This is a genomic window from Chlorogloeopsis sp. ULAP02 (assembly GCF_038404745.2).
Taxonomy (GTDB): domain Bacteria; phylum Cyanobacteriota; class Cyanobacteriia; order Cyanobacteriales; family Nostocaceae; genus Chlorogloeopsis.
On sequence record NZ_JAYKTT020000045.1, the window covers coordinates 69,778 to 90,225 of the forward strand.

20 protein-coding genes, 1 pseudogene and 1 riboswitch are annotated in these 20,448 nt (G+C 41.2%); of the genes and pseudogenes, 14 read left to right on the top strand and 7 right to left on the bottom strand.

The annotated features are described in order from the left end of the window. Positions 1-13: 13 nt before the first annotated feature. Positions 14-718, top strand: coding sequence for a two-component system response regulator RppA (rppA, locus tag U2718_RS16105; protein ID WP_341996678.1), 705 nt, complete (start codon positions 14-16; stop codon positions 716-718). Next, positions 705-2,087: a two-component system sensor histidine kinase RppB gene (gene rppB / locus U2718_RS16110; RefSeq protein WP_341996680.1), complete on the top strand. Its 1,383-nt coding sequence runs from the start codon at positions 705-707 to the stop codon at positions 2,085-2,087. The genes rppA and rppB overlap by 14 nt, the downstream gene beginning before the upstream one ends. Here the strand turns inward: rppB and hisC are convergent. Further along, entirely contained in the window at positions 2,036-3,100 is a 1,065-nt protein-coding gene (gene hisC / locus U2718_RS16115) for a histidinol-phosphate transaminase (RefSeq protein ID WP_341996681.1), read from the bottom strand. The genes rppB and hisC overlap by 52 nt on opposite strands. 748 nt (positions 3,101-3,848) lie before the next feature. Here hisC and U2718_RS16120 point away from each other — a divergent pair. Further along, entirely contained in the window at positions 3,849-4,118 is a 270-nt protein-coding gene (locus U2718_RS16120) for a hypothetical protein (protein ID WP_341996683.1), read from the top strand. Between the two features lie 151 nt (positions 4,119-4,269). Here the strand turns inward: U2718_RS16120 and U2718_RS16125 are convergent, their stop codons facing one another. Together U2718_RS16125 and U2718_RS16130 are read right to left on the bottom strand one after the other, a co-directional pair. Beyond that, positions 4,270-4,545, bottom strand: coding sequence for a hypothetical protein (locus tag U2718_RS16125; RefSeq protein WP_341996685.1), 276 nt, complete (start codon positions 4,543-4,545; stop codon positions 4,270-4,272). Continuing rightward, on the bottom strand, positions 4,542-5,447 hold the full coding sequence (locus tag U2718_RS16130) for a LysR family transcriptional regulator (RefSeq protein WP_341996687.1): 906 nt from the start codon (positions 5,445-5,447) through the stop codon (positions 4,542-4,544). The genes U2718_RS16125 and U2718_RS16130 overlap by 4 nt, the downstream gene beginning before the upstream one ends. Positions 5,448-5,551: 104 nt before the next feature. Between U2718_RS16130 and U2718_RS16135 the strand changes: the two genes are divergently transcribed. The 3 genes from U2718_RS16135 to U2718_RS16145 all read left to right on the top strand — a co-directional run bounded on the left by U2718_RS16135 (position 5,552) and on the right by U2718_RS16145 (position 7,827). Then, complete coding sequence (locus tag U2718_RS16135; RefSeq protein ID WP_341996690.1) at positions 5,552-6,352, top strand: methyltransferase domain-containing protein; 801 nt, start codon at positions 5,552-5,554, stop codon at positions 6,350-6,352. 308 nt (positions 6,353-6,660) lie between these two features. Beyond that, positions 6,661-6,873, top strand: coding sequence for a hypothetical protein (locus U2718_RS16140; RefSeq protein ID WP_341996692.1), 213 nt, complete (start codon positions 6,661-6,663; stop codon positions 6,871-6,873). 27 nt (positions 6,874-6,900) lie between these two features. Further along, complete coding sequence (locus U2718_RS16145; protein WP_341996694.1) at positions 6,901-7,827, top strand: hypothetical protein; 927 nt, start codon at positions 6,901-6,903, stop codon at positions 7,825-7,827. Positions 7,828-7,987: 160 nt separating this feature from the next. Here U2718_RS16145 and U2718_RS16150 read toward each other — a convergent pair. Continuing rightward, a pseudogene (locus U2718_RS16150) lies at positions 7,988-8,440 on the bottom strand (dienelactone hydrolase family protein); the annotation flags it as partial. 363 nt (positions 8,441-8,803) lie between these two features. Here U2718_RS16150 and U2718_RS16155 point away from each other — a divergent pair. Both U2718_RS16155 and ntrB read left to right on the top strand, forming a co-directional pair. Beyond that, a complete protein-coding gene (locus U2718_RS16155; protein ID WP_341996697.1) occupies positions 8,804-9,250 on the top strand; it encodes a hypothetical protein in 447 nt (148 codons plus the stop codon). 444 nt (positions 9,251-9,694) lie between these two features. After that, positions 9,695-9,931: riboswitch (cyclic di-AMP (ydaO/yuaA leader) on the top strand. 97 nt (positions 9,932-10,028) lie between these two features. Then, complete coding sequence (gene ntrB, locus U2718_RS16160) at positions 10,029-10,877, top strand: nitrate ABC transporter permease (protein WP_341996845.1); 849 nt, start codon at positions 10,029-10,031, stop codon at positions 10,875-10,877. A gap of 49 nt (positions 10,878-10,926) precedes the next feature. Here the strand turns inward: ntrB and U2718_RS16165 are convergent, their stop codons facing one another. Then, complete coding sequence (locus U2718_RS16165) at positions 10,927-11,064, bottom strand: hypothetical protein (RefSeq protein ID WP_341996699.1); 138 nt, start codon at positions 11,062-11,064, stop codon at positions 10,927-10,929. On the opposite strand from U2718_RS16165, the gene U2718_RS16170 reads away from it, so the two are divergent. From U2718_RS16170 to U2718_RS16190, 5 genes are all read left to right on the top strand, one after another. Continuing rightward, positions 11,063-12,514: an ABC transporter substrate-binding protein gene (locus tag U2718_RS16170; protein WP_341996701.1), complete on the top strand. Its 1,452-nt coding sequence runs from the start codon at positions 11,063-11,065 to the stop codon at positions 12,512-12,514. The genes U2718_RS16165 and U2718_RS16170 overlap by 2 nt on opposite strands. A gap of 50 nt (positions 12,515-12,564) precedes the next feature. Further along, positions 12,565-13,407 (top strand): ABC transporter ATP-binding protein, encoded by an 843-nt coding sequence (locus U2718_RS16175; protein WP_341996703.1) that lies wholly within the window; start codon positions 12,565-12,567, stop codon positions 13,405-13,407. 411 nt (positions 13,408-13,818) lie between these two features. Next, positions 13,819-14,460, top strand: a complete 642-nt coding sequence (locus U2718_RS16180; RefSeq protein WP_341996847.1) for a universal stress protein — start codon at positions 13,819-13,821, stop codon at positions 14,458-14,460. A 386-nt stretch (positions 14,461-14,846) separates the two neighbouring features. Next, complete coding sequence (locus U2718_RS16185; RefSeq protein ID WP_341996705.1) at positions 14,847-16,223, top strand: 16S rRNA (cytosine(967)-C(5))-methyltransferase; 1,377 nt, start codon at positions 14,847-14,849, stop codon at positions 16,221-16,223. Positions 16,224-16,280: 57 nt separating this feature from the next. Next, positions 16,281-16,706, top strand: a complete 426-nt coding sequence (locus U2718_RS16190) for a TerB family tellurite resistance protein (protein WP_341996707.1) — start codon at positions 16,281-16,283, stop codon at positions 16,704-16,706. A gap of 55 nt (positions 16,707-16,761) precedes the next feature. Here U2718_RS16190 and psb35 read toward each other — a convergent pair whose 3' ends face one another. Both psb35 and U2718_RS16200 read right to left on the bottom strand, forming a co-directional pair. Then, complete coding sequence (gene psb35, locus U2718_RS16195) at positions 16,762-16,980, bottom strand: photosystem II assembly protein Psb35 (RefSeq protein ID WP_341996709.1); 219 nt, start codon at positions 16,978-16,980, stop codon at positions 16,762-16,764. 279 nt (positions 16,981-17,259) lie between these two features. Continuing rightward, positions 17,260-19,650 (bottom strand): penicillin-binding protein 1A, encoded by a 2,391-nt coding sequence (locus U2718_RS16200; protein ID WP_341996711.1) that lies wholly within the window; start codon positions 19,648-19,650, stop codon positions 17,260-17,262. Between the two features lie 279 nt (positions 19,651-19,929). On the opposite strand from U2718_RS16200, the gene folK reads away from it, so the two are divergent. Next, complete coding sequence (gene folK, locus U2718_RS16205; RefSeq protein WP_341996712.1) at positions 19,930-20,412, top strand: 2-amino-4-hydroxy-6-hydroxymethyldihydropteridine diphosphokinase; 483 nt, start codon at positions 19,930-19,932, stop codon at positions 20,410-20,412. The last annotated feature ends 36 nt before the right edge of the window (positions 20,413-20,448 follow it).

The window sequence follows — 20,448 nt, forward strand, 5'->3', positions numbered from 1 at the left end:
AGAGAAATTTTTTATGAGGGTGCTACTTGTAGAAGATGAGCCGGATTTAGGTGCTGCAATTAAGCGAGTTTTAAATCAAGAAAAGTACGTGGTTGACTGGGTAACAGATGGTACTGATGCTTGGGCTTATTTAGAAAATAGCTGGGCGCAATATACGCTAGCGATTGTTGATTGGATGTTACCAGGAATGTCAGGATTGGAGTTATGTCAACAGCTACGTAAACATAAAAATCCCCTGCCTGTTTTGATGCTAACAGCTAAAGACAGAATGGAAGATAAAGTTACTGGGCTGGATGCGGGTGCAGATGACTATTTAGTAAAGCCATTTGGGATGGCAGAGTTACTAGCGCGATTGCGAGCGTTACAGAGGCGATCGCCTCACTTTCAACCGAAGGAATTAACTTTAGGTAATCTGACTCTTGATTACGGCAATAGTACCGTTACGAGTCACCCTGCCCATCCAGACAAACAGGCAATAACCCTAACTAATAAGGAATTTCAGTTACTAGAGTATTTGATGAAGCACCCAAACCAAATTGTTACCACAGAACAAATTCGCAATCAACTTTGGGAAGTAAGTGCAGAACCTGTTAGTAATGTAGTAGCAGCACAAGTACGTTTGCTGCGCCGCAAATTAGTAAATAGTGGTTGTGGCAACCCAATTGAAACGTTGCATGGCATGGGGTATCGTCTCAATCTCACCGATGAATCAAAATAAACTGTTTCAGAACACCCGCTTTCGTCTAGCTTTATGGTATGCGATCGTCATGGCTTTAATTTTAAGCCTGTGCGGATTTGGTGTTTACGAAGCGATATCCCATGCTCATTGGATCACCTTAGATCGAGAATTAGAGTCTGTGGCGGGAACTCTCCATGACACGATTGAACTGAAACTACAACAACCTGGAAATTTAGAACCAGTAATTCAACAGCTTTTACCAGATATTTGTGTGGTTGGTAAAAGCTGCACTCCAAAAAAATCGAGTTCTAAACGTCATATTTTGAATGCCATTAGCCAAGGCTACTACTATGTACGTTTTTTTGATAATTCAGGGCGCTTAATTGCCGTAGGAGGTACTGAACCACAAGGGCTGCCCTCAGTTTTTAATCCTGAATCTTGGCAAACTCTGAGAGATAGCAAAGGCAATCTTTACCATCAAATTTCTTTTGTGCTACACACTAAAGACAATAAAAATTGGGGCTATATCCAAGTCGGGCGAAGTCTGAAAGACTTTAGTGAATATCTAGATGCTGTGAAATTAATTTTAGGGTTGGGATTACCGATCGCAATGGTTCTGATTGCGATCGCTAGTTGGTGGTTAGCTCTTTTAGCAATGCAACCGATTTATCAATCCTACAGACAAATTCAACAATTCACGGCGGATGCAGCGCATGAGTTACGCACTCCTTTAGCAGCAACAGGCGCGACAGTAGAATCAGCACTTTTGATGCCGCAACTAGATGAAACAGAGGCGCGGGAGATTTTACAAACTATACTGCGTCAAAATCAGCGGCTGACTACTTTAGTTGCAGATTTGTTATTGCTGGCTCGCTTAGACAGGCAATCGCTAAAAACACGACAAGAAATTTGTTGTTTAAATGAAATTGTCAGCGACTTAATTGAGGAATTTGCAGCAATGGCGTTGGCTGCGAAAATCACACTCACATCTTCTCTCCGGGTGCATCAACCTCTAAATGTTGTAGGTAATAGCGAGCAGCTTTATCGCCTGATTTCTAACTTAATCATCAATGGAATTCAATACACACCACCAGAAGGAACAGTAACTGTGATTTTAGATCGCAGTGACAATTATGCCGTGATTCAAGTTCAAGATACAGGTATTGGTATCCCCCAGCAGGAACTTGCTCGCATTTTTAATCGCTTTTATCGAGTCATGAGCGATCGCTCTCGCAGTACAGGTGGTTCTGGTTTAGGTTTGGCGATCGCCCAAGCAATTGTTCAAGCACATAACGGTAGTTTGAACGTACAAAGTAAATTAGGTAAAGGTAGTATTTTTACGATTAAGTTACCTTTTTATCCCGCTCCACCATCCAGCAATTGGCTCAGTGCCTTCACTAAAGCTTGATTCTGCTCATCAGTACCAACAGTGATGCGTAATTTATCTTCCAATCCTGGTTGCTGAAAGTAACGCACTAAAATCAAGCACTCCTTCAGCTTTTGATAGAGATATTCTGCATTCCCTTTTGGAGGCTGTGCCAACAAAAAATTGGTTTGAGAATCCCAAACACGAAAACCTAATTGTCTTAAATCTGTTGCTAGCTGAGTCCGCGATGCTTTAATCTTAGCTACACAAGTATTTTTATATTCTTGATCGGCGATCGCAGCTGCCCCAACGGCACAAGCGATCGCATCAATGTTATAGCTATCCTTCACCTTAAACAATCCATTCAGCAGCTTCGGATTCGCTACCCCAAACCCTAACCGCAATCCTGCTAATGAGTAACCCTTAGAAAGTGTGCGAATCGCGATCGTATTTTCGTATTCCTGAACCAAAGCTAATGCATCTTCTTCGGCAAAATCTACGTATGCTTCATCAATTACCAAAACCCCAGATAACTGAGTTGCTAGTTCTCGCAGCTCCTCAATTGGCACCACATGCCCCGAAGGACTATTGGGGGAGGCAATAAATGTTACAGCACCATTAACCGCAATCAGTTCTTTCAGGGGTAAGCTATAGTCTTCGTTGTAAGGAATTTCAACAACATCCGCAGCCTGCATTCCTGCTAATGTCTGGTATAACACGTAGGTAGGCACCGGATAGACTACCTTCCGCCCAGGTTCCGTACAGGCTCGAATCACCAAGTTCAACAATTCGTCACTGCCATTTCCGACAATAATCCAATCACTGGGAACTCCCAAAACTTTGCTCGCGGTTTGCCGGAAATCCTCCCCAAACGGTTGTGGATATCGCCGCAACCATTCCCCATCAATATTCTGTAGCACAGCTAGTGCCGCCGGAGAGGGAGGATAGGGGTTCTCGTTGCTGTTGAGTTTGATGATCTGCGTACCCCGTTTGGGTTGCTCACCGGGGACATAACTAGCCATTGCATTAATATTGGAGCGGAAATAATTGGTCATTACTCTGTTTTGGAGCAGAATTAAACTTGTTAGGATAGAAGAATTATGTGAAGTCTAACCTAACAATTCTTGACAATATCGTTTTTTGCTCTTTACATCAAATCTAAAGTGGATATATGCAATCTTAGGTTGGGTGCAGCGGAGACATTCAGTATCTAAAATCATCAACTATAGGACTTACGCAAAATCCCTCTAAACTCATCTTGACTCCGTGTTCACACCGTACTCTGTGGTTTATTATTCCATAAATCATGCCTAAGTCCTGCACTATTGAGCCAGCAGTGGCGTGTCAAGACTAAATAGATTGCAATAGTCGGAGTTTGTATTCCTCTTAAATTAAGTAATAAATAAGTAATAAATAGTTACAACATATGTACTTAATAAGGAAGTAAAAATTCAGATCTCCGACTTCACTAAGAAGTCGGAGATTTAACAAACTTAGCAACTCTTATTATAAATTATTTACAACTTTTTGATATTCGCTATCTATAGTTAAATCAAGATATGAGATTACAGAGATTAAGTAGCTCAACCCAGATAATTTCAAAATGTTCGAGCTTCATCTTAATCCCATTTCATCTCAATTTACAACTAGCAATAGTCTCTTTAACCGGAAATGTGGATGAAATGATTGTATTTGTATATAACTGATAACCAAGGCGATTGGTGAAACTGTCTGCCCACAAGATATAGATGTACAAAATGAACAACATTTTTATCGCACTCTATTGTGCAAAGGAGAATTTATATGTTGAGGAATACGGATGAATTACTTGTAGATATGTCAGAGTATAAAAACAAATCACTGGTTAAAAAATATCTACAAAACCCTTTCTCAATTGCATGGTCAAGATTAGCTAATCTAATTAAATCTACCCCTACTGTTCCACCTGAGGACAATGCCTCTGAAGAATATAGAACAGATAACATCAGAGAGCAATATGTATACCGTCCCTTTACAGACCGCATAGATCCGTCGCTTTACTATACCATCTTCTCTCCTCACCAACGATTTTAAAATGATGGTGTAGTCAAAAGCTAACAAAGGCATTTTAGGCTATCTCATCCACTAAAAAGGCGCTGAAGCGCCTTTCATTTTGCCCGGTTTTAAAATTTGCTTATTTATTCCAATCATAAATGGTCACCACAATAAATATTACTAGAATTGTCTAGCCAGAAGATAAGCGATCGCAATATCCAGCGAACCATTGAAGTTGTGGATGCTCTGGTGCTTGTGATCGCATTACTAATGATGGTGCAATAGCGTAAATAGAACATCCTTCGTCAGCTATCGCTAGACTGTAACCACCAGTGCCAACACCGATGTCAGCGATAATGCTATCTTTTGGCAAGTTGAGTAAGTCAATTATCGTTTTGACGATGCGAGGATCTGGGATACAAGTTTTAGAATATTGTTGACCAATTGAATTATAAATATCGCTCATTCTCCTGTAGACACTGATAGATTGCAAACATCCCTAACAACTTTGAGAAATTGTCGCATCACTGATGTTTCTGCCTCTGGTTGCCATACTACTGCTGTTTCTACTAATGGTGTTGCTTGAGCGATCGCCTTATACACTACACCTGCACGTTGGAGATTTTGCAAAGAAGACGGCACAATTGCAATCCCCATCCCAGCAGAAACTAGTCCAATAATTGTTTGCATTTGAACAGCTTCTTGCGCGACTTTTGGTGTAAAGTTACCTTGCTTGCACAGAGCGATAATCTTGTCATAAAGTCCAATTCCTAAATAACGTGGAAACAAAATGAACCGTTCGTCGCCAAGCGATCGCACTACAATCTGTTCTTGTTTTGCTAAAGGATGGATGGCAGGTAAAGCAACAACAAGATTTTCTTGCTGAATACACTCCCAACAAAGGTTGTCATCTTCCAAAGGCAAATGTACAAAGCCGACTTGGATGCGATGATTGCATAAAGCCTGTTCCTGTTCTGTTGTTGTTAACTCCTGCAATATCAATTCCACCTCCGGAAACTGTCGATGAAAAGCCTCTAGGATATTAGGTAAAACATCATAAGTGACAGAACTGATAAACCCTACCCGTAATTGTCCTCTTTCTCCCCTACCCGTACTGCGCGTTAACTCAATTGCCTCCTCAAGTTGCGCTAAAAGTTGATAAGCTTCACGCAAAAATACTCTTCCTGCCTCTGTTAGTTGTACTTGACGCTTAGTTTTGCGATCAAATAATTCCACCCCTAATTCTGCTTCCAGTTGTTGAATTTGCTGACTCAAAGGCGGTTGCGCTATGTGCAATCGTTCTGCCGCTCGACTGAAGTGTAATTCTTCCGCTACAGCAATAAAGTAACGCAGATGTCGCAGTTCCATAAAATTGATATCTTAAATATTTCAATTACTCACAAATATATATTAGACATCTGAAAAAAATCTATCTATGATACTCATACAAAAGCCTTGCAGGAGTCAAAAAGATGCCGGAAAATTACACGCCAGGCTATTCTCCCAATGCCATAAACTTTATGGCACGGCGCACAGCCGCATCTCATGCCGCCTTCTTCCTTCCTTATCTGCGTCCGGGAATGCATATATTAGATTGTGGTTGTGGCCCTGGTACGATTACTTTAGGTTTAGCAAGTGCGATCGCTCCCGGTAAAGTTACAGCAATTGACAAAGCAGACTCTCAAATCTTAAATGCCTGGGATAATGCTAAAAAGCAAGAAATCAGTAATGTTGATTTCATTAGTGCAAATATTTATGCCTTACCCTTTGTAGAGAATTCCTTTGATGCTGTGTTTGCCCATGCTGTATTCGAGCATCTCCAGAAACCTGTGCAGGCTTTGCGGGAACTGTGGCGAGTTCTCAAACCAGAAGGCATCATCGGAGTTCGCAGCCCAGACTGGGGAGGATTTTTGATGGTGCCGACAACACCAACACTGGATCGGGCAATAGATTATTGTAAGTTCCTTCAGCAGCAAAATGGTGGTAATCCCTGTATTGGTAGAGAGTTACGCGCTTTATTACGACAGGCTGGATTCATCAACGTCAAAGCCACCGCTACTTATGAATGCTACGAGCCATTGAGTTTGCCTGCCGAATATTTAGCCCTAAGAATAGAAGCCTCGGCAGAGATTGAGCAAGCTATAGATAAAGGATGGGTTGATGGGCAAGCATCTCTATTGGCAATGAGTGAAAGTTTACGGGAATGGAGTCAGCATCCAGATGGTTTTTTTGCTCAGACTTGGTGTGAAGTGGTTGGGAAAAAAAGCGTTTAAGATTGCGTCCTTTAAAGCGGCAGCATAACAACTCATAAGTATATACTAAACACTTATCTGCGATGTTTGTCATAACTTGCTTGCCTAATCAAACAACTAGCTATGGCTTCGTTTGATGATAGCTTGCATCCAGTGGCTTCTACCATTACCCGGCTTCAATTAACCTTGAACCGAACAAGCGATCGCTGACTCTATCAGAATCGGTCTATGATCAGAGGTAGTTGGAGTCGAGACAAATCTATCCCAGTTGTAGCAGCTAAATCTTATGTAGACTACCGGAACGATGCTTATTGGGTTGCAGGAACTGGGTGAGTCTACTGGTTGTTACAATTTGGTTACAACGACAGATTGACGAGGGGAGGGCAGCCTATCGGAATATCCCTGAACCTGCGATACTGGAGCCATACTACAAACTGCGGCAACTACACGCTATCGTCTGGGTATATGCGCTGCTACCAGAGTTTCCTGACTGGGTTACACATGCCAAGCGCATGCTCTATAACTTGCGCGATCGCCTTTGAATCTTGCCCATTCACGGCTACCTAAACATGAACCAACAACTCAAACCTTGGTTGTTAACTGCCCTACTATGGAATTCAACTATTTTTATTCAAGCCTGTGTTGTAGCGAAAACCAATTCACAATTTACTTCTCGCCCTACAAGTGCCACTCAATTTGATGAGCAAACATTAGCTCGGCAATTGGCAAGTAGTTATTTGAACAAACAACCTATAACAGCAAATACAGCTAATCTTTCACTAGAACAAGCTTTAAAGGTACAAAATCAATTCGTTCAAATTCTTATCCCTAATTTAGGAAAAGTTGTTGGTTACAAAGCTGCACTTACTAATCCAACTATCCAAAAACGCTTCCAAGTCTCCCATCCTGTATCCGGGGTACTGTTGGAGAAAATGCTCCTCAAAACGGGAGCAACAATTCCTAGTGATTTTGGCACTCAACCCAGACTCGAAGGAGATTTAATTGTTAGAGTTAAAAGCGAGGCAATTAATACAGCGACTACTCCGCAAGCAGCCCTAGCAGCCTTGGATGTAGTTATCCCTTTTATTGAGCTTCCAGACATCGTGTATGCAAAAGATGTCAGACTAAATGCTTCTAGTTTAGTAGCAATTAATGCTGGTGCAAGATTAGGAATCTTAGGTGAACCGATTCCCTTAACACCAACGCAGGCATGGCAAGAGCGTTTAGGAAAGATAAAATTGGTAATTTTTGATGGAACTGGAAAACAGTTAGCAGTGGGAGAGAGTCAAGCTATTCTAGGGCATCCGTTGCAAGCAGTACTTTGGTTGAAGGATAATCTCAAAACACAAGGTAAGTCTTTAAAAAAAGGTGATTTGCTTTCTTTAGGAAGCATTACTCCGATGCTCAGTGTAAAGTCAGCAACTAAAGTCCGTGCTCGGTATTTAGGTTTAGATCCTAAAGGGAAAGTAGAAATTTTTGTGAGTTTTCCTGACTGAAAAATTACTAGAATTTCATGAATCAGATATTAGGTTAGAAACCATAAATTTGAGAATTATAGGACTTACGCACGAGTCTATGGAATAATAAACCGCAGAGAACGCAGAAAACACGGAGTCAAGAGGATTTCGGAGGAATTTTGCGTAAGTCCTACATTGGTTATATGGTTTGAAGATGGCTTTGGAATAGTTCCAAAACTTTTTCCCAAGCATCATTAGCAGCTTCTGGGTTATGGCTAGAAGGTTCGTTACAAAAAACTATGTCCTGTTTTGTAGCGAAAAACACGATGGGGAATATTTATGTTTCTTTAACTCTGCTTCAATTTCTTATGTTTGTTCGATTGAAATTGAGTCATCTTGCGTACCAGAGAAGGCATAAATAGTACCTTTAATCTCAGAAGCATGAGTGATAGTAGGCGCACTACCACTAGGTGTATAAGTTGTAATTCCACCTCCATAGAAGGAAGCTGTCGCTTTAATATCAGGTAATGTTGCTGCAAGGTAGACGATATGTCCACCAAAACAGAAACCGATGGATGCGATCGCATCTACTTTTAACTTTGGGCAGAGTCTTTAAATACTCAATAGTGGCTTGGATATCACTTATAATCTCAGAGCAACATTAATGATTTTTGCACCTTAGAGACTCTTGCAATCACTACAGGTACAAACGCACAAAATTGACACTTGCTTGTGAGATATACAATGCTGTCTGACTCCGAAGACGAGATGTTATTTATACCTTTGTAGCTATTGTTTGGACTTGTAGTTTAGCGTTCAGTTAAACTGTCTGAATACTTACTAATCGCATTTTTACTGATTCAATATATCAAAACACTTTTTCTCTGTTCAATCTATCAAAATAGTGAATTTAACTAACAACTTATGACACAAGAACCTCTATCTAGGGAACGATTTGGCTGATGAGCCAGATGAAGTAAAAATAGGATGCTAAATCTTATGGAGATTGTATTCTGTGAAACTAAATTATTTTCTCAAAAGGCTTTCAACTGTAGGACGTTGGGTAGCTGCAACTCTGTTCTGTTTAATGGCGATCGCCTTTGTTTGGCAAGGTGCATTTTTCTCTGACAACACAGCAATGGCTAATCCTGCTGCAAACTTGATCGCATCTAAAGACGCAGGAGATCAGGTTAAAGAGAAAACCAGAGAAGATGCTGGGCGTGCTAAGAATTTCATCCGAGATACAGCAGATAAAGTTGAGGAAGCCGCTAGAAGCAATGCTTCTAAGGTTGATCGCGCAACTGATGGTGATAATTTCATTGAACGCAAAGCAAAAGATGATGCGGCTCTAATTCACAAAAGAGCAGAGGAAGATGCAGCTCGCACTCAAAAAGCAGTAGACAACACAAAGAATGCTGTTGAACGCACTGTTGAGAACATCAAGGATGCTTTTAGCAACTAGCAAATACTAGCTTGAACTGACTGAGTATGCGATCGCACTTTTGCTCCATCAATTTGCGATCGCTTCAACAATTTATTTTGTCTCTACAGTGCTGCCAAATCTTTCTAAAAATCAACTGGAGTCTGAGTAGGCTAAATAATTCCTCGTATATTTAGATACAATTAAATTTTGCTCATCAAACAGTATTTGATTGTTTTTATATCGTGACATTAACTGATATTTTTTAAATCTAACGACTCCAAATATTTATAAACTTGTGATCATAATGACTACTAATGATGTGGGATCGCTCTCTAGATAACCCTAAGTGAGTCATAATCCAATAGTTGGGCGATCGCTCTTTAGTTATATATTATGATGAATGAACAGTCAGACAAAAGCATTTGGTTAATCTTAAGACGGATATACAAATCGAGAAGCATATGTTACTCTGGGCTATTAAGTAGAGTAAGTCAGCCTAATCTAGCGAAGCACAATGCTAACGCCAGAGCGGAGGAACCAAATTTTGGGGCGTATCTCTTTGAAGGCAGAAGGTAGAAGGCAGAAGGCAGAAGGCAGAAAAATAAACATAAAATTTGTTAACTGCTTCATCCTTGACACTTCATACTTCATCCGTCTAGAGAAGGGTATCTCTCAACCCTAGCCCGTCAGCTAACTTCGTAGGCACTGAGAGGAGACTGAAGAGGCAGCATTTTTTAGTGTTTAAACCTCATCAGTATCCTTGGCTGGTACTGCTCAGATTTTTGTACCTGCAGTGAAACTGTCTTGGGGTTTTAACATGGCACAACTAAATTTGGCTGCGATCGCCGCAGTTGCTGGGCAAGTAGCCTGGAAAAAGGCAAAACCTGTAATTTTTAAGGATGTGGTATTACTACCTGCCCTCGGATTTTTGGGGATTATTGTCTTGTGGTGGGTGGTTGCCCTTGTTAACCATGAATTAATGCCCACTCCACCTGAAGCACTAATTGCTAATTTAGATTACATTCTAAATCCGTTCTATCAAAGAGGGCCAGGTAACTTAGGTATTGGTTGGTTATTGCTAGCAAGCTTGCGACGAGTGTTGCTTGGATTTCTGCTCGGTGCTGTTGTAGCAATTCCCGCGGGATTTTTGATTGGAATGTCAAAAAATGCAATGCTAGCCCTCAATCCGATCATTCAGATTTTTAAACCGGTGTCGCCACTGGCTTGGTTACCTATTGCTCTGGCTATATTCAACTTGGCAGATCCTTCGGCAATTTTTGTAATTTTTATCACCTCTCTATGGCCCACTATTATTAACACTGCTTTGGGAGTTTCTAGCGTTCCCAAAGATTATTTAGACGTAGCACGAGTACTAGAAATGCCTCGTTGGCGGCAGATTGCAAAAATTATCTTGCCTGCGAGTTTGCCTTATATTTTTACGGGTTTGCGAATTAGCTTAGGGATTGCTTGGCTAGTAATTGTTGCCGTGGAAATGTTGACAGGCGGTATTGGTATCGGCTTTTTTGTTTGGGATGAATGGAGCCGTTTAAATCTAAGTTCAGTATTTTTAGCCGTACTGGTGATTGGCATAACTGGGTTATTACTTGATTACGCTGTAGGCAAAATTCAAGAATTAGTAACCCATCGCCCCAGAACTGCAAATTAGATAGGGGCTAGGAAGAGGACACGGGGAGGAAAGACAAGGAGCAAGAACATCAAGCACGATTCTCCGCGTCCTCTTTGCGATCACCAATCCCCAATCCCCTATTTTGCTCATACCAACATCCCAGACGCACTCTAGCTTTGCAAAAGTGCGCCTTTTCGTAAATTTGCCAGTACTGAAGCAACACCATGAGTGATATCAATTGCAATTATTGGACTAGACGAGACTTCATCAAAGCAATAGGAGCAACCGCAGGCGGAATGACGTTGTCTTCCTGTGCCATCACTGGGAATACTGGCGCTAGAGGATTGACTGAAGAAGCTTTAGCAGTCGAACCACTAGTAAAACCACAACAGTTGGAAAAACCAGATATTACCGTTGGGTATGTTCCTGTCAATGACTGTGCGCCATTTGCGATCGCTTGGAAAAAAGGTTTTTTTCGCAAATACGGGCTAAATGTCAAACTCAATCGAGAAGCAAGCTGGGCAACTTCCCGTGATGGCTTGATTTTTGGTCGCCTTGATGCTTCGCCTGTGGTATCTGGTGCTGTTACCAACGCTAGGATCGGTGCTGAAGGTGCGCGTCACGCTCCCTTATGTGCAGCGATGACGATTCATCGGCACGGTAACGCCATGACTATGAACAAAGCTATGTGGGATTTTGGGCTGCGTCCGTGGTACGAGTATAAACAGAAATATGGCGATGGTGCTCTAGAAGCTTTTGGGCGCGATTTTAGAAACTACTTTAGCAAGCAACCACCTGAAGGCAAAGTTTGGGCAGTGGTACTAAGTTCTGCCATATACGAGTACTTTGTTCGCTATATTTCTGCTGCTGCGGGTGTAGATCCCCTGAAGGAGTTTCGCGTTATCATTGTTCCCCCACCGCAAATGGTAACTAATGTGCGGATTGGCGCGATGCAAGCTTATATGGTGGCAGAACCTTGGAATACACGCGCAATTACAGGTAACGAAGGCATTGGCTTTACCTTTGCTCAAGGAAAAGAAGTCTGGCAAGGACACCCAGATCGACTACTGGGGGTAATGCAATCTTTTATCGACAACTACCCAAAAACCTATCGCTCCCTTGTGAAGGCGATGATTGAAGCTTGTCAATATTGCAGCAAACCCGAAAACCGTCAAGAAGTTGCTGAACTAATTACAGATCGCTCATTCACAGGAGCAAAACCCAAAAATCCTGGTGCTCCAGTTACAAAATTTACAGGCCCTGCAATTTTCGGTAACTACAACTATGGTGGCTGGGATGGCAAAAACCGCACCGTGAAAGCTGCTGATACCACTATTTTCTACGATATTCCCGACAATGTTCCCAAACAACCAAATGAACACTCTACATTTTTATGGAGTTCCGAAAGTATTTGGTTGATGACACAAGCCGCACGGTGGGGGCAAATTAAGGAATTTCCCAAAAATGCTGAAAAGCTCGCCCAAACAGGTTGGAGAACCGATTTATATCGTGAGATTACTGCGGAAATGGGCATTGAGAGTCCCAAAGATGACTACAAAGTGGAGCCTCCAGAAGTATTTATCGACAACAAAGGCTTTGACCCTAGCGATCCGGTAGGGTATCTCAAAAGTTTTGAGATTAGAGCTAATGCTCCCGTTCGTTTCTATATGTCTTAATTAGTTCGCGCAAAACTATGTCAAAAATATTCTTAACCCCAAAAATTACCATGACTAAATCTACTTCGTTCTCAATGAATATTAACGAAAAAAACCCACGCACCACTCCATTTCTAGAAATTGAAAATTTAGTCAAGGCTTATCCAAACAATAATGACGATGGAAAATTTGTGGTTTTGGATGGTGTGAATCTGTCAGTGGGAGAGGATGAATTTATTTCTGTAATCGGCCACTCTGGTTGTGGTAAATCCACACTTTTAAAGATTGTAGCTGGTTTAGAAAAAGCCACTTCTGGTTCAGTAAGACTTGATGGTAAAGAAATTCGCAAACCCGGTGCAGAAAGAATGATGGTGTTTCAACACTATTCGTTGCTACCTTGGCTAACCGTGAAGGAAAATATCCGTTTGGCTGTAGATGAAGTTCTTAAAAATGCTACTCGCGCAGAAAAAATTAGCATTGTTAATGAACATTTAGCAATGGTAAATCTAACAGCAGCAGCTGATAAATATCCCGATGAAATTTCTGGAGGGATGAAGCAGCGGGTAGGTATTGCTAGAGCTTTAGCAATTCGTCCAAAAATGTTACTCATGGATGAACCTTTTGGTGCATTAGATGCCCTGACTCGTGGGAAATTACAACGGCAAGTTTTGGACATTTGGGAACGACACCGACAAGCGGTAATGATGATTACCCACGATGTAGATGAGGCTATTTATATGTCCGATCGCATTGTATTAATGACTAACGGCCCAGCTGCAAATATAGGGGAAATTCTAGAAGTACCATTTCCCCATCCACGCGATCGCACTCAAATGCGAGACTCTAAGGAATATTATGAACTGCGCAACTATGCTTTGAATTTCTTAGAGCAAAACTTTACCTCAGATGAGTAGATATTACTGTATTAAATACTGCCAACTAAACTGGTAATTGAGTAACCCATGTTTGTGGCAAATTTGACTACTAAATTTTCTAGCTTGATACTAATTTTTCTTCATTTGACAACACATTAATCCCACCTTACCCCCTTGTTAAGGGAGTACGAGACATCGTAAAGTGTAAGCGTTTGGAGAAATAGCATTAACCCACAAATGAACTCCATAGGTGACCGTCAAAAAGCCGTGTCATTTTGACTGCGTTTATATTTTTCTTGAGGCTTTGTTCATAGATGCTAGATTATAGGAGTGGCTAGCGATCGCTTGGAACAACAACAAAAAAAGTGACAAAATCTAAAACTGATTAACCTCTTTCTTCTTCGTAGTTTGTTTCATTGCAGGGAAGTAAAAGCTGTGAATATCAAACCAATGTTAATGCGTTTGCAAAACGCGATCGGTAGAGATGACTTGATTGAACAAATGGTGTTGCTTTGGGGAGAATCAACACCTGATTTAGAATCAGCTGCATCTGTCAAATCAGTCAACTTAATTGTTGGTTATGATAGTTCTCCCAAAAGTCACACAGCCTTGGATATTAGTTTATTAATTGCTCATCAAACGCGTATCGCCACTAAAGCACACGTCACAGTTCAAGCAGTTTATGTTTTAGAAGACAATCAAAATAGTCATCTTTTGGATGTCTTACCACAAAAAGAAGTTGTTAACAGTGGATTTTCCCATCGGTTTTCATTAAATTCACCTGCCATCTCAACATCAAATAGAATTTATCAACGCGTCTTCAATCAAACATATAAATTCGCATCCGCAGAGCGTATTCTCTGGCAAGCACGTTGTCTCGCTGAAGAATGGCAGAGTTATTTCAAAGCTCATCTACGATTTGGTTGTCTTGCAGATGAATTAAAGAAAGTTATAGCATCGGAAGCTGCATCTCTACTATTTTTGGGTTGCAACTCACCTCAACATCCCATCATCCAAAAACTAAAATATAGCTGTCCTTGTCCAGTACTAGGTATTCCCCATTGTATTGACAATGAACAAGGCTATAGTTAGAGATTTAAAGACCCGGTACTAGCAAAGAAACTCTTGTCAGTACCGTAACTAATTCTCATTCTCCTTGCTTAACTTTTGCTGTCAAAGAAACTCTTACACCATTCCTAACAACACCTGGAGGCGTCAGCCCACAAACCTTAGTTACCAGGTTGAACCTGGTAACGAGAACTAATTGCTTAATTTCCTGCCTGTAGGAATGCTCATGTGATTCAATAGATATTCATGTGAACTATTTCCAATGAGTAAGTTTAAAATAGTTAATATCAATTTGAAAAAGTAATGGGACACACAGACTCTGTGAAGACGATTCAAAATCGCGTCCATGACAAATACTTTGTCATCATCACTAATTGAATTGATATGAGCCTTTATTTTTAGTTTGATCGTTGCAACATCAAAAATTTAAAAGTCAAAATATATCTCCCCGGCAACTAGCTTTTATTGCCTTGCGAGATGTACATAGGGGAGCTTATGCAGATGTAGCACTAGATCGAGCGCTGCAAAAAGCTAATTTATCCGCTCCGGATCGTCGTCTGATTACAGAATTAGTCTATGGTTGTACGAGAAGACAGCGTACTCTTGATTCTGTGATCGACCAACTTGCCAAGAAAAAATCTCACGAGCAACCAAAAGACCTCCGCACTATTCTTCATCTTGGCTTATATCAACTCCGCTATCAAGCACGAATACCAGCTAGTGCCGCCGTCAATACAACCGTACAACTAGCGAAAGAAAATGGCTTTGCTGGACTAACCGGTTTTGTTAACGGGATGTTGCGGCATTATATCCGCTCGGCAGAAACATCTATTGATCCTCTACAACTACCTGAAAATTCAATTGCACGCTTGGGTATTGCCCACAGTTTTCCAGACTGGATTATTCAAGTTTGGATCGATCAATTTGGTATTGCAGAAACGGAAAAACTTTGTATTTGGATGAACCAAACTCCAGCAATTGACTTGCGGGTAAATCCACTTTGCACTTCAATACCAGAAGTACAAGCAGCGTTGCAAGCTACTGGTTTTTCCTGCCAACGTTTTTCTCATTTACCACAAGCATTACGACTGCTTGACAACCCAGGCCCTATTCAAAATTTACCTGGTTTCTACGAGGGGTGGTGGAGTGTACAAGATAGTAGTGCTCAACTAGTCACCCATTTCCTCGATCCTCAACCAGGAGAAGTTATTATTGATGCCTGTGCAGCACCTGGAGGTAAAACTACTCATATTGCTGAGTTGATCCAGGATCGAGGAACTATTTGGGGATGCGATCGCACTCCTTCTCGTTTGCGCAAACTCCAAGAAAATATCCAAAGACTCAATCTCAACTCAATTAAAATTTGTATTGGTGATAGCCGCAATTTACCGCAGTATAATAATTCTGCTGATCGTGTGTTGTTAGATGCACCTTGCTCTGGCTTAGGAACCTTACACCGCCACGCTGATGCTCGTTGGCGACAAACACCAGAAACTGTTCAGGAATTATCAATACTTCAGAAAAATTTAATATCACATACTTCAACTTTTGTCAAAATTGGAGGTGTATTAGTTTATGCCACCTGTACACTACATCCAGCAGAAAACGAGGCTGTAATTGAGTCATTTTTAGCCGAAAACTTGAATTGGAAAATTGATCCTCCCTGTTTGGATTCTCCATTTTTTGGGTATTCGTCACCACAAGGTTGGCTAAAAATATTACCACATCAGCATGGTATGGATGGCTTTTTTATGGCTCGCTTAAGAAAAACCAATCATTCAGGGTGAATACTGTTGGGAGTTGTAAGATTTCAGGGAGGGCAGAATCAACCAGAGGAGGCTGTGATGCCAGTTAACTCCAGTGATGTAAAAAACTTAGTAAAAATCTTGATTGGAGCAGCTTGGATAGATGGCAGAATCCAACCAGAAGAAAGGCAATACTTACGCCAGATCGCTCAAGAAAAAGGCGTATCCAGTGACCCAGATATCAAACCATTGCTGTACGAATTGGTTCCCGTTGAACCAACACAATGTTATGACTGGGTAAAGGAATACTTGGGCGATCGCCCCACTGTTGAGGATTGCCAAAACCTGGTTCAAGCCATCAGTGGTTTGATTTATAGCGATGGTGAAGTCGCAACAGAAGAAGCAAGACTGCTGATGAAATTACAACAAATATCTAACTCAGACGAGTCAACCCAAGTCGGTTTTAATGTTTTGCTCAAACAAATTCAAAAGCTTTACCGTCGTTGGGTTGAAATTCAAAACTAAGTGGATTGTCATTTGTCATTTGTCATTTCATGACTAATGACCAATGACTAGTTAATTACTTTGGTTCACCCACGCCCGGAGTTTCTTCTTTGTCAACCTTGGGTACAAAGTCAGGACGCTGTTTATCTTCCCAACCCACTGGACGTTTGGAGTTGTACCAGGCAATTGAACCAATAGTTACCGCAGCAATAAAACCAGCTACATAAACCGCAGTAAAAGCCCAAGGAAAATGGGGTTCATTTACCGCTTGTGCTGCTTGCATCAATAAAGTCATGAGTATACTCTCCTGTTGTAGGCAAGACTACTTATGTTAAGAACATATAAAAAGAGCGTACCACCTACATCCTCCACAAGTCATATGAAAAGGGAGTAAATTTGGAAAGGGGAAAGGGAATTAGTCATTTGTCATTGGTCATTAATTATTCTCCTTGTCCCCGCGTCCCCGTCGCCCCTAATCCCCACTCCCTGGCGGTCGTGGGGGTCCCGAGTTCCCCGCTCTCCGCGTCAATTTTCTCCCCATCTCCTTGTCTGTTTTTCCTCTTCCCGTTCCCTGTTATTGTGATGAACTAGGTCTTAATCTTTCCCGCCAGGAAGAATGACCAGAGCTATACTGTCGTCGCGAAAAATCTGATCTTAGTCGTCTGGAGCGACGCTGTGAGTTATCTGAAGAGGAAGAGTCACTGCTGGAAATTGCTGTTGATTCCGAACTGCGAACCCTGCGTCTACCGCTTCGAGATGTAGAGGGATCATCGTTCTCCTGCTGATAGTACCGCCGTCTGCGCCTTGGAGCTTGGTCTTCTTGTTGAGAATAACGTCTCCTAGATCTTCTTGTGCGAGAACTACCAGAAGATCCTTCATCTAATACTTGTTCACTAGACGAAGCAGAACCTTTCACAATTTTTCTTGGCTTGACGGGTTGCGCCTTTATACTACCTTTACGACCTTCTACTTGTGGTCGTTCGGGAAACTTTTCAACAGGCATCTCCTCTACTGCTTCTTTCATAAATGCATGCCAGGTATAGGCAGCACTACTACTGCTACCCCAAGTTTTTTTATTGTCGTCGTTACCCAACCAAACACCTGTAACTAATTGAGGTATGTAGCCAATAAACCATAAGTCGCGGGCGTCATCGGTAGTACCCGTCTTACCTGCAACAGGTCTATTACCTAATTGAGCTGCGGTGCCTGTGCCTGCATTTACTACATTACGTAACATCCAGGTCATAATGGCAGCTGTTTCGGCATCAATTGCACGCTTAGGCTTGAACTCAGCTGACCATATTTCTTTACCTTGGCGATTTAGAATGCGGGTAATACCATGCGGTTCGAGGTGTAATCCTTGCGTTGCAAAGGAACCGTAAGCACTGGTTAATTCCAGTAGGTTTACTTCATTTGAACCCAGAGCTAGTGAATAGTAAGGTTTGAGTTCTGATTTAATTCCCATATCATGGGCAAGTTTAATCGTTGGCTGAAATCCAACATCAATCAAGACCTTAACAGCAACAATATTGATTGATCTGGTAAGAGCATCTCTCATGTTCATCCAGCCAGAGAACCTCTCACTGAAGTTCTTTGGTTCATAACCATCGATCACAACAGACTCATCTAGATATTTGTTATACGGACTTTTACCCGCAGCGATCGCGCTTGCATAAACAAATCCCTTAAATGTAGAGCCTGGCTGTCGTTTTGCCTGAGTAACGCGATTAAACTGATTTTTATCAAAATCTCTTCCCCCAACCATTGCCTTAATTTCACCGCTACGGGGATCTATAGCTACTAACGCTGCTTGCTTAAAATTTTCCCAACGTCCTTGATTGCGTAAAGTTTTGGCTACTGCTTCTTCAGCTGTTTTTTGCCAGTTTGGATTTAAGGTGGTTTCCACTGTTAAACCACCAGTATTTAATATTTCTGGGGAAACATATTTAGGCAATTCTTTTTGGATGTAGCTAATAAAATAGGGTGCTTCTACTTGCCATCGTTTGGGCGAACTGGGTTTTGTAGTTAATGGTTCGGCAATAGCTGCTTGTTTCTGTGCTGCGGTGATATATCCATCTTCAAACATCCGCTGTAATACTAGATTGCGTCGTTGTTTGGCTGCTTCTAGATTTACTTGCGGCGAAAATCGATTTGGAGCAGGAGGTAAACCAGCTATAGTCGCGATTTCACTCAAAGTAAGTTCATTTACTGATTTACTAAAATACACCTGTGCTGCATCAGCAATACCGTAAGCTCCAGAACCCAAATATACTAAATTTAGATAACGCTCTAAAATATCGTCTTTACTCAATTGACCCTCTATTTTTTGAGCTAGACGAGCTTCTTTGAGCTTGCGCCAAACTGTACGCTCTTGTTTGAGGAAGAGAATTCGTGCTAGTTGTTGCGTGATCGTGCTACCGCCTTCCACTACGTTTTGCGATCGCACATTACTCAAAACTGCTCTGACAATTCCTTGTGCATCAACACCTTTGTGAGTATTAAATCTTCTGTCTTCTGAGGCGATAAAAGCTTTTTGAATTTGCTGTGGTATTTCCTCTAGTTTTAACTGTTCTCTAGTCGCTTCTCCCTGCTGTTGTAAAATAGTACCGTCAGCTGCTTTGATAGTTAATGTTTGTTCTCGAACAACAGCATTTAATTCTGTTTTATCTGGTAGTGTGCGGTCTATTGACCACACACCATAGCTGATGGCTACTATGCCGCCACCAATACCCAAGCCAGCCCAAAACCAGTAACGACGATAAAGTGGTTTATGATCGCCTGGAAGCTTTGCAACTAACTTTGTCAGTGTTTGCTTTGCTTTTTCCAGCTGCGTTGGTGGTCTATTCTCTATATTGGTGGATTTCTTTTTTTCTTCACTATCGCCAAGCGGTGATTCAGCTTTTTCTGTTTCAGAATCACTCGACTTCGTCGTTCGTTCCTTAAACCAGGAGGTAAACTTCGCCACGTTAGTGCCTCGCTTCAAGCAGTTTTAAACTAACCACCATCTAAAAATTTTTCTGATTAGTACACCACAATCGTGTTAGTATAATAGCCCATGCGTATTAACTATAGGCGTTATCAAAAAAGGTTTTTTAGATTTTTTAGGTAAATTTATTTAAAAGCAATATATAAAAAATATATAAAAGTTTAAACAATCTCTTTGGAGTAAAGAAGCTGTTGAAACTTCCTGTCGAATTTCCGGCTAAAATTAAGACAATAGACGATAGCATACGGAGAATATTGTATGCATAGCGCTATTGCTCTTGGTAGTAACATGGGTGATTCTCATGCCATTTTGGAGGCAGCATTAGAAACTTTAGCTCAAACACCAGGCATCATCTTAAAAGCAAAATCTCATTGGTACAAAACTAAAGCTGTAGGACCGCCACAACCAGATTATTTAAATGGTTGTGCAATACTACAGGTAAATATATTACCACAATTACTGTTAGAAATATTGCTGGATATTGAAAAAAAAAGTGGGCGTGTCCGTGAAGAACGTTGGGGACCACGTTTACTGGATTTAGATTTGTTGTTATATGATGACTTAATTTTGGATACTCCAAATCTCCAAATTCCTCATCCTAGAATGCAACAGAGAGCTTTTGTATTAGTGCCATTGGCAGAGATAGCACCAGATTGGATCGAACCAATTTCCGGACGCAAGATTAAACAACTGGTGAAAGAGGTAGACTGTTCTGAAGTACATCTATTGATAGGCGTTTAAAATTACACTAAATAAACGCAGAACAGTCCTGTTTTA